Below are 15,082 nucleotides of genomic sequence, written 5' to 3' on the forward strand. Positions count from 1 at the left end.
CCCGTCCCTACCAGACCTGAACACGTTTCTCCGGCGGCAGATACATCTTATCGCCCGGCTTGACATCGAACGCCGCATACCAGGCATCGAGATTACGCACCGTATCGCCGCGATATTCGTCCGGCGCGTGGCCATCGGTCAGGATCTGCTGCTTTAATGCCGCCTCGCGGTCCTTGGCGCGCCAGCTCTGCGCGAACGCCAGGAAGAAGCGCTGCTCGCCGGTCATGCCGTCCTTGACCACATCAGGCTTGCCACCGAGCGACAGCAGATAGGCGTCATGTGCCGCCGAAAGCCCCGCCACATCGGCGATGTTTTCGCTCAAGACCTGCTTGCCATTCAGGCAGACGCCCTCAAACGGGCAATAGGCGTCATACTGCGTGGCCAGCGCTGCGCCGGCCGACTGGAAGTGCGCCAGGTCCTCCGGTGTCCACCAGTTGGCCAGACGCCCTTGCGCATCGAACATGGCCCCCTGGTCGTCGAAACTGTGGCTGATCTCATGGCCGATGGTGGCGCCGATCGCCCCGAAATTATAGGCGGCATCGGCCTGCGGATCGAAATAGGGCGCCTGCAGTATGGCCGCCGGGAAGTTCAGTGAATTCATCATCGGCAGGTTGACGGCATTGACCGTCTGCGGCGTCATCACCCATGTGCCGCGATCGGGCGCCTTGCCGAGCTTGGCAAGGTTGAGCTGATAATTGAACATTTCGGCGCGTTTCATATTGCCGACCGGATCGGCGCGATCGACCTTCAGCGCTGAGTAGTCGGCCCACTTGTCCGGATAGCCGACCCCGACCTTAAGTGTTGCCAGCTTGGCCAGCGCCTTCTGCCGCGTTTCCGGCGACATCCAGGTGATGTTCTCGATGCGCGTATGATAGGCGGCCAGTTCTTGGTCGACCATGGCATTGATCTTCGCCTTGGCTTCCGGTGGGAAATAGCGTTCGACATACATCTGGCCGACGACCTCGCCCAGCGCGCCATTGGTGGCGCTGATTGCCCGCTTCCAGCGGTCACGCGGCTTGGGCGTGCCGGTCATGGCCGTACCGAAGAAGGCAAAATAATCAGTATAATAATCCTTTGGCAGCACCGATGTGTAATGCTCGATGGTGCGGAAGGTCAGGTAGTCCTTCCAGACCGACAGCGGCTGGCTTTTGACCAGGGCCGCCACGCCGGTGACCGCCGAAGGCTGCCAGATGATAAAATCCTTTTGTCCTTCAAGCCCCGCCGCCTTGAAATAGGCCACCCAGTCCATGCCCGGCGCCTTGGTGGCGAAATCGGACGACTTCCATGGATTGTTCGCCTTGTGCACGTCGATCGAGTCGACACGCGTGGTATGGGTTCTGGCGATTGCTGTTTCCAGCGCCATGATCTGTGCCGCCTTCGTTTCGGCATCTGTGATACCGGCGCGGGTCAGGGTCGAGAAGATATGCGCCTGGTATTGCTTGCGCAGGCCAGTCATTTCCGCCGAGTCTTCGAGATAATAGTCGCGGTCCGGCATCCCCAGCCCGCCCTGCATCAGATAGGGCATATTGTGGTCCGGGTCTTCGAACCCCTGCTGCACCCACATGCCGAGCACGTGATCCGTGTACATGTCGGTGGCGTTCAGCGCGTCGACATCAGCGCGAAGCTGGCTGCCGAGATAGGCCGAGAGCGAGGCCGTGTCATGGATGGCGTTGATGGCGTCGAAATCGCCTTTAAGCGGCGCCAGCCCCTTGGCGTCGATGCCGTCTTCATCCATGAAGGCGGCATAGTAATCGCCCACCTTGCGCTGGCCTTCGCTGGCTGATGCTGCGGCCGCGGCATTCTGGATCAGCGCCTTGACCTCGTCATTGGTCTTTTCGACCAGAACAGCGCCGGGACCATAGGACGACTTGTCGGCCGGGATTTCGGTCGCCGCAATCCACGCACCATTGGCGTACTTATAGAAGTCATCGCCGGCCTTGACCGAACTGTCGATCCCCTTGAGATCGACCGTGTGATCCTGCGCCAAGGCGCCGCCACACAGCCATACCGTCGCCATTGCCGTGCCGAATATCAGCCGAAGCTTTTTCATGACCATCTCCCACCAGGGTTGCTGTTCTGTATTGTCTCATATGTGACGAACTGTTTCGTCACAAAGTCAAATTACAAAACAGCAATCCATTGAGAGCCCGGTTTACCCCATCAGATTCCCGAAGGCTTTGTCGAAACCGCCCGAACTGTCGCCGGGCTTATTGTCGCCATCGCCTTCTTCGCCGGGACCGAAGGCCGACATCAGTTGCGTGGCAAACAGCATACTCTGCTGGCCGTCGCTGCCGAAGACCATGTTCATGATCGCCTGATCGGCCTTGACCTTGTCCCAGCGGGCAGCCAGCAGAGTATTGCCGGGGGCATTGTCCTCGATCGGGTCCAGCGGACGGACGGTGACGGTCGATGCGCCGCCGGTGCGCGTCAGATTGGCGACCACATCCGTGACATTGAGCGCGTGGCCATTCCTGTAGAAAATACTGCGGTTGGCCCGCGCCGCCGCCGGAAACAGATTGGCGGCAATGGCATTGGGCCGGCTCTGGCTGGCGCTGATCAGGCTGGCGGCGCCATCGGGCCCCAAAAAGTGCGCGGCATAGAGTTCGCCCTGAGTCGGGTCGCGGCCAATACGTCCTTTGAGATAGGCGGCATGACCGGCGGTGAGTTCCGCCCCCATGACGGCACTGGCATTGGCGTCATAACGCAGGCCGAGCACCTGCCTGCGCGCCACCGGGTTACTGACGTGATAGAGGCCGTCGCGCCCCTTGCTGATCTGATCGGCATAGGCACCGTAGCCGTGTTTGGCGCCGTGATTTTTAACAACCCCCAGCCAGGTCTGCTCGATGAACTGGAACAGCCCCGCCGCCGACGAGGTCGGCGCCTTGGCATTGGGGTTCAGCGAACTTTCCCGCGTCGCCGTCTTGACCAGGTAGTTGAAATCCACGCCGGTGGCATCGGCCGCGCGCTGCAAGGCGCCCATGACGCCGGTCCCGGCCTGACGCGCGGTGTTGCTGACACCGCGGCTCATCTGGTCCGCCATCTGGCTCAATATGTTCGGATCAACCGTTTGAGGAATATAGCTACGCATCAACACACCCATTGCGGACCGGCAGATTTTGCCGGTCGCGTGGTTAATATGCGCTTAACGTGTGTTAATTTTCCGGATTGCGAAAGCGGTCCGGCCTGTAGATTCCGCCGTCCGGGCTTTCCCGGCCCTCGACCAGGGCCAGAATGATCTTAGCTGCCATAGGCGCAAAGACATAACCATTGCGCCGCATCCCCGTGGCGACCAGAACGCCAGACGCCGGGTCGCGGCCGATCAGCGGCCAGCCGTCCGGCGTGGAGGCGCGAATACCGGTGCGCGGCACGGCCTTGTCCAGTTCGAGGTCGGGAAACAGGGTCTTTGCGCGGCCTTTGAGATCAGCGACCACGGCCGGCTCAATATCGAGGTCCGCCCGTCCGGCCTGCATGGTGGCGCCAAACGCGCCGCCTGTACTGCCACCGACCAAATAGCCTTTAGTACTTCGCAAAACGACCGGATTGGTAATCTGCGATAGATCAAGCAAGTGCCCTTTGATTGGACTTAGTTTTTTCAGCACGGGCACAGGATGCCGCAGCCCATACGCGCCGTAACCTGCTGCAATCACGACTTGGTCGGCGTTTACCCAGCCGCCATGTCGGACACGGACACGTTTGGCTTCGACCCCATAGACTTCGCCACGTATTAAGTTCCCGCCCGAAACCAAGAAATGAGCTTCAAATTCTTTCAATAGATGTAAAGCCGGCACCCGCCCGTCGTCCATTACGCGCAGAATCTGTAGTTCCGGCTGCAAATTTAACCACTTTCGCGTCTCCGCCGAAACGACTTGCAATTCCGCGCCTGTCATCACGAGTCTATCGGGCGGCCCATCCCCTTCGTTTTCGGGCCATATAAAATATGAATGGCCCTCTTCTTGAGCAAACTGCCATAAGAAGCGCAGTCTCGGTGGCCACAATTCTATCCCTTCGCGCCAAGCTTGCTGCGCATTTCTGAGACGCTGGTAACTGAAGGCCGGATCGGGCTCGTTCATGGCCTCCATAGCCGGCGCGATCATCCCCGCCGCCACGCCTGAAGCCGTATCTTCCGGTGCATCGCGGGCAATCAGCGTCACCTTGTGACCACTGGCCTGCAAGGCAACCGCGGTCGTCAGGCCGGTAATACCGCCGCCAACAACAATGACTGATCGGGAGGGCAATTGCGTCATGAGGACGACCTACGCGATTCCGCCCGTGGAAGCCATGCGGCAATCTGACATTTCAGGGAATTATCCGACCAGCGCCTGAAGATGCGTGGGAAAAACGCGATGGTACCGCCTGCAGGTTTCGAACCGGCTACCTCCAGAGCCACAATCTGGCGCTCTACCAAGTGAGCTAAGGCGGCACGCTAACGCGAGGGGCCATCCTCTAATATGGCCCGGCCCCTCAATCAAGCCCTTATATGCGTTTTATACAAGATTCAGGTCAGGGCAGCACGTCCCTACTTATATCCCTTGGCCGCGATATAGTCCTGCAAGTCCTTGATGCGCGTTTTGTCAGAGGGGTGGGTCGACAGGAATTCCGGCGGCGCGCCCGAATTCTGCGCCATCATATTCTGCCACACCTCGATGGCGGCGCTGGGCCGATAACCGGCCTTGGCCATCAGATCAACACCAATACGGTCGGCTTCGGATTCATGCTTGCGGGAATAGGGCAGCAGGATACCGACCTGCGCCCCAAGGCCGCCATAGCTGGCGATCGCCTTCTGCACATTGCCCTTGGTGGCCCCTGTCGCCACCTGTAACGCCCCTTGCGCCGCCATCTGCTGCGAGGCGCGTTCGGCCGCGTGCTTGCCGAGAACGTGCGCCGTTTCGTGGCCGATCACCGCCGCCAGTTGGTCGTCCGTCTTCACCACCTTGAACAGGCCGGTATTGATGCCGACCTTCTTGCCCGGAATGACGAAGGCATTGGGCTGAGGATCATCAAACAGCACATATTCCCAGCCGGTCGCGCCCAGGCCGGATGCCGCGGCAATCCGCGCCCCCACCGTCTGGATGCGCTTGTTCAGCGTCGGATCTTTTGAAATCTTCGCCGTCTTGAGTTGCTCCTGCCAGGCCGCCAGCGCGCTTTGTTCCAGGGCCGCGTCATCCACCAGCAAAAATTGCGACCGCCCCAGCGTCTGATTGGTTTCGCAGCCTGTCAGGGCGCCGCCCCCTAAAAGCGCCAGCCCCAGCACGGACAGTTTCAGATAACGCCTCATGGTCTCTCCCTCAGATGTCATGTCACCAGTGTCACTTTTGACCACCCTAACCTGTGGCAGATAAAAAGAACATGTGTTTGCGCATGAAAAAACGCCCCGGACACATGTCCGGGGCGTCTCTACAGATCTCACACCTTAGTTCAGTTGCCACTTGACGGTGGTACGCAGCACGGATCCGATTTTCACATCGCCCTGGCTGGTATCGACCCGGCCCTTATCCTGGACCATCCGGACCGTGGCCGGGCCGAAGCCGTAATTTCCGGGGCTTTCAGACAAGGCCGTACAGTGAACGCGGCCTGCCTTGTCGAGCACCGTGCATTCGACAGTGGCCGTCCCTTCGACCTCATTATCCGCCGCGCGCGATGGATAGTATTGCCCCAGGGCATTCGCATCCGGGAACCGCGTCCAGCGCGCCTTTACATAGGGACTGGCGGCGGCTGTTGAAGACGAGTCGCCGGATGCGGCGCTAATGATTGGCGGCGTCTTTGTGCCCTCGTCGGGCTTGGCCGTCACCTGCGGATCAAGCGGCACGGTCGGGACCGTCGGGGGCGCTTCAGCGACAGGGGGATGCGCCACAATGACATTCCTGGGTGCCGGTGCCGGATCAGGCGGCGGTGGCGGCAGGGGCGGCTTGTAAATCTCCACGATCGCAGGCGGCGGCTCTGGCGAGTTTTCGACTATGGCCGTGGTGAAGGTCTGGTTGAAGAAATAATACAACAGGGCCAGATGCAGAATAACAGCAAACAATATGCCCCAGTAGAAGGAAGGTGGCAGCTTTTTTGATCTTGGGGTGTCAAATATGGGCGAATGAAAGCTGTGAACAGCCTCTGTCATAATAAATCTCCTCCATGATTACAAAAACCACGCAGAAGGGATTACAGCCCCGCCCGGCAAAAACATCACCGACACAATGCTGTACGCACCTGCATCAACGAGTATATAGGATTTACTTTTCTTGCTCTGGTAAAAAGGTACTCCCGTTTCAAATTTGACGCAAGCGTCAAAGCCACATCAATTCGCCACGACAGGCACAAAAAAACACCCCGGATAAATCCGGGGTGTTTCCTGGTTCTTGAGCCTGGGCGGTAATCAGCCCGGCAACGTCCACTTATAGGTGAACTTCCGACGGTCACCGTCACGCAACTGACCACCAACCGAAGAGGGGTCAACCTTGGCGTACTTGATGAACGCCTTGACCGTAGCTGCGGCAAACCCATAACCCTTCGGGCTTTCGTTCACCACGTCGCAGGAGGTCACGCGGCCCGATGCATTGATCGCGCAGTCGATCGTGACCGTACCTTCAACTTCGTCGTTCAGAGCGCGATCCGGATACAGATCGGCCAGAACGTCACCGCTCGGATAGCTCCACTTACCGGCCACATAGTGAGGCCCTGGCGGGGTCACTGGCGGCGGCGTACCGGTGTTCATCTGCGCCGGCGGCTCCTTGTATTCCACGCGCTTTTCCTGCGGAACAGGCGGCACGGGGATCGGCGGTGGCGGCGTGATGTTCGGCTGAGGCGGCGCTTCACGCGGCTGAACCACGGGAGGCGGCGGCGCCTTGGGTGGCGGAGGTGGAGGCGGAGGCGGAGGTGGAGGAGGCGGCGGCGCGACCAGGTCGACGTTCACCTTCTCATCCGTAAACTTTTCCGCCTTCAGCTCAAATTTCGCCTGGAGGAAGTAGTACGCGACACCTAAGTGCAGCGCGGCGGCGACGCCAAGACCGACCCAGAGAGAGGCCGAAGACTTCTTCTCTGGCGGATCAAGAATCGGGTCCCGTTTCCTATGGGGTGTTTCTTCCATAAATTAAGACCCTCTTACTTTGCGTCGTCTTCACCCTGAAGGGCGACGCTGTAGAAACCATTGTCCTGCAGCTTGTTCATCACCTTCATGAACTCAGCGTAGCGGGTGCCTTTGTCACAACGGATGAAAATACGCTCTTCATCGGGGTTACGTGCACCGATTGCCTTCTTGAGATCATCCCCAAGGGTATCGAGCGACGATAGTTCGTTGCCGACATACACATTGCCGCTTTTTTGCAGCGAGATGTAGACCGGCTTCGGCGGGTTGGCGATCGGCTTGGCGATCGCCGGGGGCAGCTTCACTTCTACCGACACAGTGGCGAGCGGTGCCGCCACCATGAAGATAATAAGCAGAACCAGCATGACGTCGACGAACGGCGTAACGTTGATTTCGCTGTTGGCTTCGACGTGAAACTTCGAGCCGCCACCACCTGATAGCTTGGCTCCCATATCAGTTACGCCCCTTTGTCGAGTTGACGCGACAGGGAATTGATCAGTTCGGAGACGAATTGTTCCGAACGGATGCCATAGTTGGAGATGGAGGTGTTGAAGATGTTGTACATGACAACGGCCGGGATAGCGGCGATCAGGCCGAGGCCGGTAGCCATAAGAGCTTCAGCGATACCCGGAGCAACGACGGCCAGGTTGGTCGTGTGCGACTGGGCGATCGAGATGAAGGAGTTCATGATGCCGTAAACGGTACCGAACAGACCGATGAAGGGCGAGGTCGAACCGACCGAGGCCAGGAAGGACAGACCGCCCGACAGGCGCTTGGCCAGACCGGCCTGAACAGCAGCAACCGAAGCCTGGGCGCGGTGCAGAACGCTGTCACGATGCTCGCCCGAGATCGACAGACCGGCTTGCTTCGAGAGCTGGACTTCTTCGGTTGCCACGGCGGCCATGTCGGCCAGCGGGTTACCGGCGAACTCGTCCGAAACCGAGATGCGGTTGATGTCGGCGATCGAACGGGCGCCACGATAGGCTTCGAGATAGTTCGTGGTGACGCGGTTCAGCGACGAGAAGTCCATCAGCTTCATGATCAGCAGAACCCAGGAAATGACCGAGCAGATGGCCAGCAGGGTCATGACGAGCTTAACGACAACCGTCGCGCCCATGAACATGGAGACGAAATCGACATTGGCGGCGTGCGGCGCGGCGGCGGTCGACGAGCTGTCTTCCGTCGTGGCTTCGTCGGCGGCCGGAGCGGCCGTGTCCGTCGGGGCGGCGACCGAAGCGGCGGCCGAGGTGGGGGCCGCGGCCGTGGCGGCCATGGCGGGAGCGCTCATCAGCAGGGCGGCAGCGCCAAGCAGAGCAATGAGCGGATTAGATTTCTTGTGTTCGAGCATTTTTCGCCAATTCCTGAATATGGACTTCACCCACCGAAGGGTTGACCAAGGACTAAAGGGGAAGCGTTTACCCCATGTTAAAAACAACAGACGCGCAAAAGACCTCAGGCGCAAGCCCCAGGCCCCAACGAGTCCCCGTGTCCCGACATAGCCCGTACGAAATCTGACGTCCGTATCACGCTGTGCCAGGGCACAAACTCTGCCAGTATGAACCAAAGCGGCTCAAAAGGCGACCTCTTTGTTACAGGCTGTTACACCCGTGACCCAAGCGGTTTGGGCCTAAATGATCCGGCTACGCCTTAAACGTCAAGGTGTCAGTTACAGACTTTTCACGCCACCGTGACCTCTAAAACCCAGCCCTTACCAAACTGTGAAGCAAAAGTTCAAACATGTCCGATAGTTAATGTTGCAAAGGGGGCGCAAAAAAAATTTGCCGCATGGTCAAAAAAAATTCGTTGCCGCGGCTGTCCGTTCGCAAAAAACGCCTTTAAGGCGAAATTTGTACCGTAACTGCAACCCCCGGACACGTACCCGATATGTTAGCGCTCCCAAAAACGGCGTTATAAGGGATTTTCGACTCGTCATTTTCCCCCTTGCCCCTCCCACATAACGGTCGGCGCTGAGAAAAGACGCGCGTTCGCGGCATTGTCGGCGCGTTAAAGTGGTATTCAGCATCAGCCGACACACGGCGGCAGCCGGTTGCATTGTACCGTCCTAGCGAATGTGCAAGATTTTTGCGCCTGTTCGACAAATCTTCGAGAATGCCGCATCGTTTTCGGAGTTTCCCCGATAGTCTGGCAGCCTATCCCCCACCCTATGGCCTAAGCTGTCACTTACCGCTCCCCGGACCGATCAAATGCAGACCTCACCTGAAACACGCGCCCGCGCCGCAGGGACTGGCGGCTACCTCGTCATCGACCTGGCCGCCCTCGTCGCCAATTACACACAATTGTCAGCGCGTAGCGGGCAGGCCCTTACGGGCGCCGTGGTCAAGGCCGATGCCTACGGACTGGGCGCCTTTCAGGTAGCCACCGCCCTTTATGACGCGGGCTGCCTTCATTTTTTCGTTGCCCAGGCGTGCGAAGCCTTTACCCTGCGACCAAGCCTCCCCGCCGATGCCGCACTTTATGTGCTCAATGGCCTGCCCGAAGACTGCGAGGCGAGCTGCGCCGACCAGAACATCATTCCGGTGCTTAATTCACTGCGTCAGATCGCACGCTGGGCTGATTTGGCGAAGACTCGCGGGCAGCGCCTGCCCGCAGTGGTGCAATTCGATACCGGCATGGCGCGGCTTGGCCTTTCATCGGAAGAGGCCCGCGCCCTAGCTGCAGCGCCGGATACCCTGAAAGCGCTAGATATACGCTTTATAATGAGCCATCTCGCCTGCGCCGACACGCCGGAAAATATTGCCAATGCCGACCATCTGGCCCATATGCGTAACATCAGCGCGCTTTTCCCCGGCCTGCCGGTCAGCCTCGCCAATTCCGGCGGCCTGTTTCTCGGTGACGGATTTCTGCAACATCTGACACGCCCAGGCATTGCGCTATACGGCGGCGCGCCCAATGACGCCGGCCCAAACCCGATGCAGGCCGTCGTCAGCCTGCATGCGGCCGTCATTCAAACCCGTACCGTACCCACCGGCACACGGATCGGTTATGGCGGCGCCCATACCGCCACGCACGACATGCGGCTGGCGACCCTCGGCGCCGGTTATGCCGATGGCCTGCCGCGGTCCTTAAGCCCGCGTGGCGCGGCCTGGCATGGTGACATCCGCCTGCCGATCGTCGGGCGGATATCTATGGACAGTTTGATGGTCGATATCACCGATCTGCCGGAAGGTACGCTGGCCGAGGGCGATTTCGTCGAGCTGATCGGCCCGCATCAGTCGATCGATACCATTGCCGCCGATGCCGGCACCATTTCCTACGAAATCCTGACGGCGCTGGGCCGTCGCTTCTACCGCGAATATCGGGGCCACACATGAAAATCCTCATCCTCGGGGCCGGCGTGATCGGCGTCACCACCGCCTGGTATCTGGCCAAGGCGGGCCATGAAGTCACGGTGCTCGACCGCCAGTCCGGCGCCGGGCTCGAAACCAGCTTTGCCAATGCCGGCGAGGTCTCGCCCGGCTATTCTTCGCCCTGGGCGGCCCCCGGCATCCCGCAAAAGGCGCTGAAGTGGCTCTTCATGGAACACGCCCCACTGATCGTGCGCCCGACCATAGACCCGGCCACGGTGCGCTGGATGCTCTCCATGCTGCGCAACTGCACGAAGGCCCGCTATACGCGCAACAAGGGCCGCATGGTGCGGGTCGCCGAATATTCGCGCGACTGCCTGATCGCCTTGCGGGCCGAAACCGGCATCCAGTACGACCAGCGCACACAAGGCACACTGGAGGTCTTTCGCAGTCAGAAGCAGCTCGACAATATTGGCAAGGATGTCGAGGTGCTGAAGGCCGGCGGCGTACCGTTCGAGATACTGGACGCGGCCGGCTGCGCCCGCACCGAACCCGGTATCGACGCCAGCCGGATTGTCGGTGGTTTGCGCCTGCCCAATGACGAAACGGGCGACTGCCACAAGTTCACCACCGCCCTGGCCGCCCTCGCTGAGACCGCCGGCGTGCGCTTCATATATAATGTCGATATTCGCGGCCTGAGGCATGACGGGCGTCAGATCACCGCCGTTGAAACCGACCAGGGCACCTATACGGCCGACGTCTTTATCGGGGCGCTGGGCAGCTATACGCCGAAACTGGTGAAGCCGCTGGGCCTCGACCTGCCGGTCTATCCGGTCAAGGGCTATTCGATCACCGTACCGATCATCAATGAGGCCCGCGCCCCCGTTTCGACCGTCATGGACGAAACCTACAAGGTGGCCATCACCCGTCTGGGCGACCGTATCCGCATCGGCGGCATGGCCGAGATCGCTCGTTTCAATATGGATCTGCCCCCGGCCCGCCAGGCTACCCTCACCCACTCGGTCGAGGATCTCTTCGCCGGCGCGGGCGACCAGTCACAGGCGAAATTCTGGTGCGGCCTGCGCCCGATGACGCCCGACGGCACACCGGTGATCGGCCGGACGGGCTATGACAATTTCTGGCTCAATACCGGCCATGGCACGCTCGGCTGGACCATGTCCTGCGGCTCGGCACGAGTACTGGCCGATATGATTAGCGGTGTAAAACCGGAAATTGACACGACGGACCTGTCGATAGCGCGCTATAGTTAGGGTGAAATCACTTTAGCCGCTACGCGCGGCTCAAGATCTTAAAGGATAAGGGAATCCACAGATTACACAGATTGTGCCGCGCATGACCTGTAACTTTTCAGCAAGAGCCTTGTCGTGACAGACTGGCACTTCGCGCCGAATTCAGGCTCTATTACGCGAGATCGCTGCGAAAGCACTGAAAAAATCTGTGCCAATCTGTGCAATCTGTGGATTCCCTTAAAAATCGAGTCACACCGCGGACTATCGACCTAATCGGGATGAGCAACCACCAGCAGCATGGTCGCCACCGACTTGCCGGGATTTGAAATGGCATGGGGCACATCCACGGCATAGCGCGCCGTCTCCCCCTGCCGCAGCTTCGTCTCTTCGGCACCGGCCCGCACAACAGCAGAACCGGACAGGACGGACAGATGCTCGCGCGCGCCTGGCTCATGCGCTTCAGAAGTCAAAGACCCACCCGGCTGGATGATCAGTTCATACCATTCAAACTTTCCGGCCAGTTCGATCGGCCCCAGGATTCGCAACTCGCTCTGACCATCCGGATTGATCAGAGACGGCGTGGCATGAACCGCCACCACCGAAATCAGCGGCGCAGCCCGTTCCGGCCGGCCGCTGGCCAGAAAGTCGGTGATCGAGACCCCCAGCGCATTGGACAATCGCCACAGCACGGCGACGGTCGGATTGGTAGTATTGCGCTCGATCTGGGACAGCATCGACTTGGAAACCCCTGCTCGCTTCGACAGTTCATCGAGCGACAGTTTCTGCCCCTGGCGCAGGGCCTGCAATGTGGCGCCTATGGCGGGCGGGCCTTCAATGGCGGGGTTGGACATTCGTATTGTTCTTTTTCAAATTATCCGTTATAGCGGATTCAAGATCGATATATTGCACAATGTTCGATTTAACGGTTACCCTAGCCCAAAGAGGTTTTCATGTCGAGCCAGTCCCCGAATCGCACGGATGCCTTTTATGAAGACGTAAAAGCCGCGCTCGCCACCACACGGCAGGAAGGGCTGTTCAAGTCCGAGCGGGTGATCGCCACCCCGCAGGGCGCACTGGTGCGCCTGGCCGATGGTCAACAGTTGATCAATATGTGCGCCAACAACTATCTCGGCCTGTCCTCGCACCCGGCGGTTATCGCAGCGGCCCACAAGGCACTGGACGAACGCGGTTTTGGCCTGAGTTCCGTGCGCTTCATCTGCGGCACCCAGGACCGGCACAAGGAACTGGAGCAGCGGCTGGCGCGCTTCCTGGGGACCGAAGACGTCATTCTTTACGGTTCGGCATTTGACGCCAATGGCGGCCTGTTCGAGACCTTGCTGACCGATGCGGATGCCGTTATCAGCGATGAACTTAACCACGCATCAATCATTGACGGCATTCGTCTGTCGAAAGCCCGGCGCTACCGTTACAAGAATAATGACATGGCCGATCTGGAGCGCTGCCTCCAGGAAGCGGACGCCGCCGGCGCGCGTCATAAGCTGGTCTTTACCGATGGCGTCTTTTCCATGGACGGCATCATTGCCCGACTGGATGAGATTCGCGCCCTATGCGACCGTTACGGCGTTCTGCTCGGCGTCGATGACAGTCATGCGTCCGGTTTTATCGGCGCCCGCGGGCGCGGCACTCATGAGTTGCGCGGCATCTTCGGCAAGGTTGACATCATCACTGGCACGCTCGGCAAGGCGCTCGGCGGCGCGTCAGGTGGCTTTACCGCCGCGCGCCGTGAGGTGGTCGAGTTGCTGCGCCAGCGCTCGCGCCCGTACCTCTTCTCCAATACGGTCGCGCCCATGATCGTCGGCGCCACCCTGGCCGTGCTCGACCTGCTGGAACGCGACACCACCCTGCGTGACCGCCTGGAACAGAATGCGGCCCGTTTCCGCAAGGGCATGACCGAGCTGGGTTTTGAACTCAAGCCCGGTGAGCACCCGATCATTCCGGTCATGACTCACGAAGCTGAAACGGCTCAGAAACTTTCCGCCCGCCTGCTCGAACTGGGCGTCTATGCGGTCGGCTTCTTTTATCCCGTCGTGCCGAAGGAAAAGGCGCGCATCCGCGTCCAGATCAGCGCTGCCCATACGGATGAGGAACTGGACCAGGCGCTGGCTGCCTTCGCCACCGCCGGCCGCGAACTGGGGCTGATCCGATGAGCAAAATCCTGATTATCGGCGCAAATGGCCAGCTCGGCAGCGAACTGGCCATGGCGCTTGCGGAAAAGTATGGCGCGGCCCAGATCGTCACCAGTGATATCGTGCCGGCGAAATCGGGGCCTCTCAAGCACGAAATCCTCGACGCCACCGATGCAGACGCCCTGCGCCGCGTCGTGACCGAACACGATATCACCCAGGTCTATCATCTCGCCGCCGCGCTTTCCGCCACGGGGGAAAAGAAACCCCTGTGGGCCTGGAACCTGAATATGAGCAGTCTGCTCAATGTGCTTGAACTGGCGAAGGAATTTAACTTGCGCCTCTTCTGGCCCAGTTCCATTGCCGTATTCGGTTCGACCACGCCGGCCGATCTTACGCCGCAGAAGACCATTATCGAACCGGAAACCGTCTACGGCATCTCCAAGCAGGCCGGCGAAGGCTGGTGTCGCTGGTATCATGAAACCCACGGCGTTGATGTGCGCAGCCTGCGCTATCCCGGCCTGATTTCTTACAAGACCCCGCCAGGCGGCGGCACCACCGATTACGCCATCGATATCTTCCGCGCGGCGGTAGCGGGCGAGCCTTACACCTGTTTCCTTGATGCGAATGAAACCCTGCCAATGATGTACATGGATGATGCCGTGCGCGCCACGATCGAGCTGATGGAAGCGCCGCCCGAAGCCATCGCAGAGCGCGGCAGTTACAACATTGCCGGGGTCAGCTTCTCGCCGGCCGAGATCGCCGCCGAAATTGGCCGCCAGTCACCGGGCTTCCGCATCGACTACGCGCCCGATTATCGTCAGGCCATAGCCGCCGCCTGGCCGAACTCGCTCGATGACAGCCAGGCCCGGCAGGACTGGGGCTGGCGCGCCGCATACGGCCTGTCTCAGCTTGTCAGCGAAATGCTGGCCGGCATGAAACAGCAAATGCCTGTCAGCCCTCCCGCGCGCGCCGCACACGGATAGATCACTTTATCAGCGGGTAAATAGATTTAAATTTTCAGATCTTTACGACATTAATCGTACGTCGTACTTGAACTCGAAACCGCGTATGCCGGCTACCGTCTCGGCCACCGCCATCAGCAAGTCGTTATAGGCCCGCGAGTCGAATGACTTGTCGGGACAGGCTTCCTTCTGGACCTCCAGCGCCGCCTTCTTCTCGAATAAAAGGTCGGCCAGGGCGGCATCCATGGCCAGTTCATCCTGTGTCACGCCACCAGATACCGCCAGCCGCGAAGCCGCCAGGACTTCCGTGATGTTTTCAAGTCGTGTCAGGCGGTCATGCATCGGG

At 59.8% G+C, this 15,082-nt stretch carries 14 protein-coding genes and 1 tRNA gene; 4 read left to right on the plus strand and 11 right to left on the minus strand.

The window, feature by feature from the left end; translation table 11 throughout:
• Positions 1-7: 7 nt before the first annotated feature.
• The 9 genes from BLO49_RS04250 to BLO49_RS04290 form a co-directional block, all read right to left on the minus strand.
• Complete coding sequence (locus BLO49_RS04250) at positions 8-2,050, minus strand: M13 family metallopeptidase (protein ID WP_090646104.1); 2,043 nt, start codon at positions 2,048-2,050, stop codon at positions 8-10.
• Between the two features lie 102 nt (positions 2,051-2,152).
• Positions 2,153-3,088 (minus strand): transglycosylase SLT domain-containing protein, encoded by a 936-nt coding sequence (locus BLO49_RS04255; RefSeq protein ID WP_139159616.1) that lies wholly within the window; start codon positions 3,086-3,088, stop codon positions 2,153-2,155.
• Positions 3,089-3,152: 64 nt separating this feature from the next.
• On the minus strand, positions 3,153-4,244 hold the full coding sequence (locus tag BLO49_RS04260; RefSeq protein ID WP_090644583.1) for an NAD(P)/FAD-dependent oxidoreductase: 1,092 nt from the start codon (positions 4,242-4,244) through the stop codon (positions 3,153-3,155).
• A gap of 100 nt (positions 4,245-4,344) precedes the next feature.
• Positions 4,345-4,420, minus strand: a tRNA-His gene (locus tag BLO49_RS04265).
• A gap of 96 nt (positions 4,421-4,516) precedes the next feature.
• Complete coding sequence (locus BLO49_RS04270) at positions 4,517-5,275, minus strand: M48 family metallopeptidase (protein WP_090644586.1); 759 nt, start codon at positions 5,273-5,275, stop codon at positions 4,517-4,519.
• A 135-nt stretch (positions 5,276-5,410) separates the two neighbouring features.
• Positions 5,411-6,109, minus strand: coding sequence for an energy transducer TonB (locus BLO49_RS04275; protein WP_090644588.1), 699 nt, complete (start codon positions 6,107-6,109; stop codon positions 5,411-5,413).
• A gap of 255 nt (positions 6,110-6,364) precedes the next feature.
• Positions 6,365-6,817 carry a TonB family protein gene (locus tag BLO49_RS18575; RefSeq protein WP_281187194.1) on the minus strand — a complete coding sequence of 151 codons (453 nt, stop codon included), beginning with the start codon at positions 6,815-6,817 and terminating at the stop codon, positions 6,365-6,367.
• Between the two features lie 272 nt (positions 6,818-7,089).
• On the minus strand, positions 7,090-7,524 hold the full coding sequence (locus tag BLO49_RS04285; RefSeq protein WP_090644594.1) for a biopolymer transporter ExbD: 435 nt from the start codon (positions 7,522-7,524) through the stop codon (positions 7,090-7,092).
• Positions 7,525-7,529: 5 nt separating this feature from the next.
• Positions 7,530-8,420, minus strand: a complete 891-nt coding sequence (locus tag BLO49_RS04290; protein WP_090644598.1) for a MotA/TolQ/ExbB proton channel family protein — start codon at positions 8,418-8,420, stop codon at positions 7,530-7,532.
• An 856-nt stretch (positions 8,421-9,276) separates the two neighbouring features.
• On the opposite strand from BLO49_RS04290, the gene alr reads away from it, so the two are divergent.
• Both alr and BLO49_RS04300 read left to right on the plus strand, forming a co-directional pair.
• On the plus strand, positions 9,277-10,404 hold the full coding sequence (alr, locus tag BLO49_RS04295; RefSeq protein ID WP_090644600.1) for an alanine racemase: 1,128 nt from the start codon (positions 9,277-9,279) through the stop codon (positions 10,402-10,404).
• The gene (locus tag BLO49_RS04300) at positions 10,401-11,648 is read left to right on the plus strand and encodes a D-amino acid dehydrogenase (protein ID WP_090644603.1); all 1,248 of its coding nucleotides are present in this window, start codon (positions 10,401-10,403) and stop codon (positions 11,646-11,648) included. The genes alr and BLO49_RS04300 overlap by 4 nt, the downstream gene beginning before the upstream one ends.
• A 248-nt stretch (positions 11,649-11,896) precedes the next feature.
• Here BLO49_RS04300 and BLO49_RS04305 read toward each other — a convergent pair whose 3' ends face one another.
• A complete protein-coding gene (locus BLO49_RS04305) occupies positions 11,897-12,478 on the minus strand; it encodes a helix-turn-helix domain-containing protein (RefSeq protein WP_090644605.1) in 582 nt (193 codons plus the stop codon).
• A 99-nt stretch (positions 12,479-12,577) separates the two neighbouring features.
• Between BLO49_RS04305 and kbl the strand changes: the two genes are divergently transcribed.
• Together kbl and BLO49_RS04315 are read left to right on the plus strand one after the other, a co-directional pair.
• On the plus strand, positions 12,578-13,795 hold the full coding sequence (gene kbl / locus BLO49_RS04310; RefSeq protein ID WP_090644608.1) for a glycine C-acetyltransferase: 1,218 nt from the start codon (positions 12,578-12,580) through the stop codon (positions 13,793-13,795).
• Complete coding sequence (locus tag BLO49_RS04315) at positions 13,792-14,757, plus strand: NAD-dependent epimerase/dehydratase family protein (protein ID WP_090644611.1); 966 nt, start codon at positions 13,792-13,794, stop codon at positions 14,755-14,757. The genes kbl and BLO49_RS04315 overlap by 4 nt, the downstream gene beginning before the upstream one ends.
• 42 nt (positions 14,758-14,799) lie before the next feature.
• On the opposite strand, the gene BLO49_RS04320 is transcribed toward BLO49_RS04315, so the two are convergent.
• Complete coding sequence (locus BLO49_RS04320; RefSeq protein WP_090644613.1) at positions 14,800-15,078, minus strand: hypothetical protein; 279 nt, start codon at positions 15,076-15,078, stop codon at positions 14,800-14,802.
• Positions 15,079-15,082: the final 4 nt, after the last annotated feature.

The sequence above is a fragment of the Asticcacaulis taihuensis genome (genome assembly GCF_900100255.1).
In the GTDB taxonomy this organism is placed as follows: Bacteria; Pseudomonadota; Alphaproteobacteria; order Caulobacterales; family Caulobacteraceae; genus Asticcacaulis; species Asticcacaulis taihuensis.

Bases quoted from the DNA above. Each gene is read 5' to 3' on its own strand.
- BLO49_RS04270 (WP_090644586.1), bottom strand. From the start codon at position 5,275: ATGAGGCGTTATCTGAAACTGTCCGTGCTGGGGCTGGCGCTTTTAGGG.
- BLO49_RS04290 (WP_090644598.1), bottom strand. From the start codon at position 8,420: ATGCTCGAACACAAGAAATCTAATCCGCTCATTGCTCTGCTTGGCGCT.
- kbl (WP_090644608.1), top strand. From the start codon at position 12,578: ATGTCGAGCCAGTCCCCGAATCGCACGGATGCCTTTTATGAAGACGTA.
- BLO49_RS04250 (WP_090646104.1), bottom strand. From the start codon at position 2,050: ATGAAAAAGCTTCGGCTGATATTCGGCACGGCAATGGCGACGGTATGG.
- BLO49_RS04285 (WP_090644594.1), bottom strand. From the start codon at position 7,524: ATGGGAGCCAAGCTATCAGGTGGTGGCGGCTCGAAGTTTCACGTCGAA.
- BLO49_RS04255 (WP_139159616.1), bottom strand. From the start codon at position 3,088: ATGCGTAGCTATATTCCTCAAACGGTTGATCCGAACATATTGAGCCAG.
- alr (WP_090644600.1), top strand. From the start codon at position 9,277: ATGCAGACCTCACCTGAAACACGCGCCCGCGCCGCAGGGACTGGCGGC.
- BLO49_RS04260 (WP_090644583.1), bottom strand. From the start codon at position 4,244: ATGACGCAATTGCCCTCCCGATCAGTCATTGTTGTTGGCGGCGGTATT.
- BLO49_RS04315 (WP_090644611.1), top strand. From the start codon at position 13,792: ATGAGCAAAATCCTGATTATCGGCGCAAATGGCCAGCTCGGCAGCGAA.
- BLO49_RS04300 (WP_090644603.1), top strand. From the start codon at position 10,401: ATGAAAATCCTCATCCTCGGGGCCGGCGTGATCGGCGTCACCACCGCC.
- BLO49_RS04305 (WP_090644605.1), bottom strand. From the start codon at position 12,478: ATGTCCAACCCCGCCATTGAAGGCCCGCCCGCCATAGGCGCCACATTG.
- BLO49_RS04275 (WP_090644588.1), bottom strand. From the start codon at position 6,109: ATGACAGAGGCTGTTCACAGCTTTCATTCGCCCATATTTGACACCCCA.
- BLO49_RS04320 (WP_090644613.1), bottom strand. From the start codon at position 15,078: ATGCATGACCGCCTGACACGACTTGAAAACATCACGGAAGTCCTGGCG.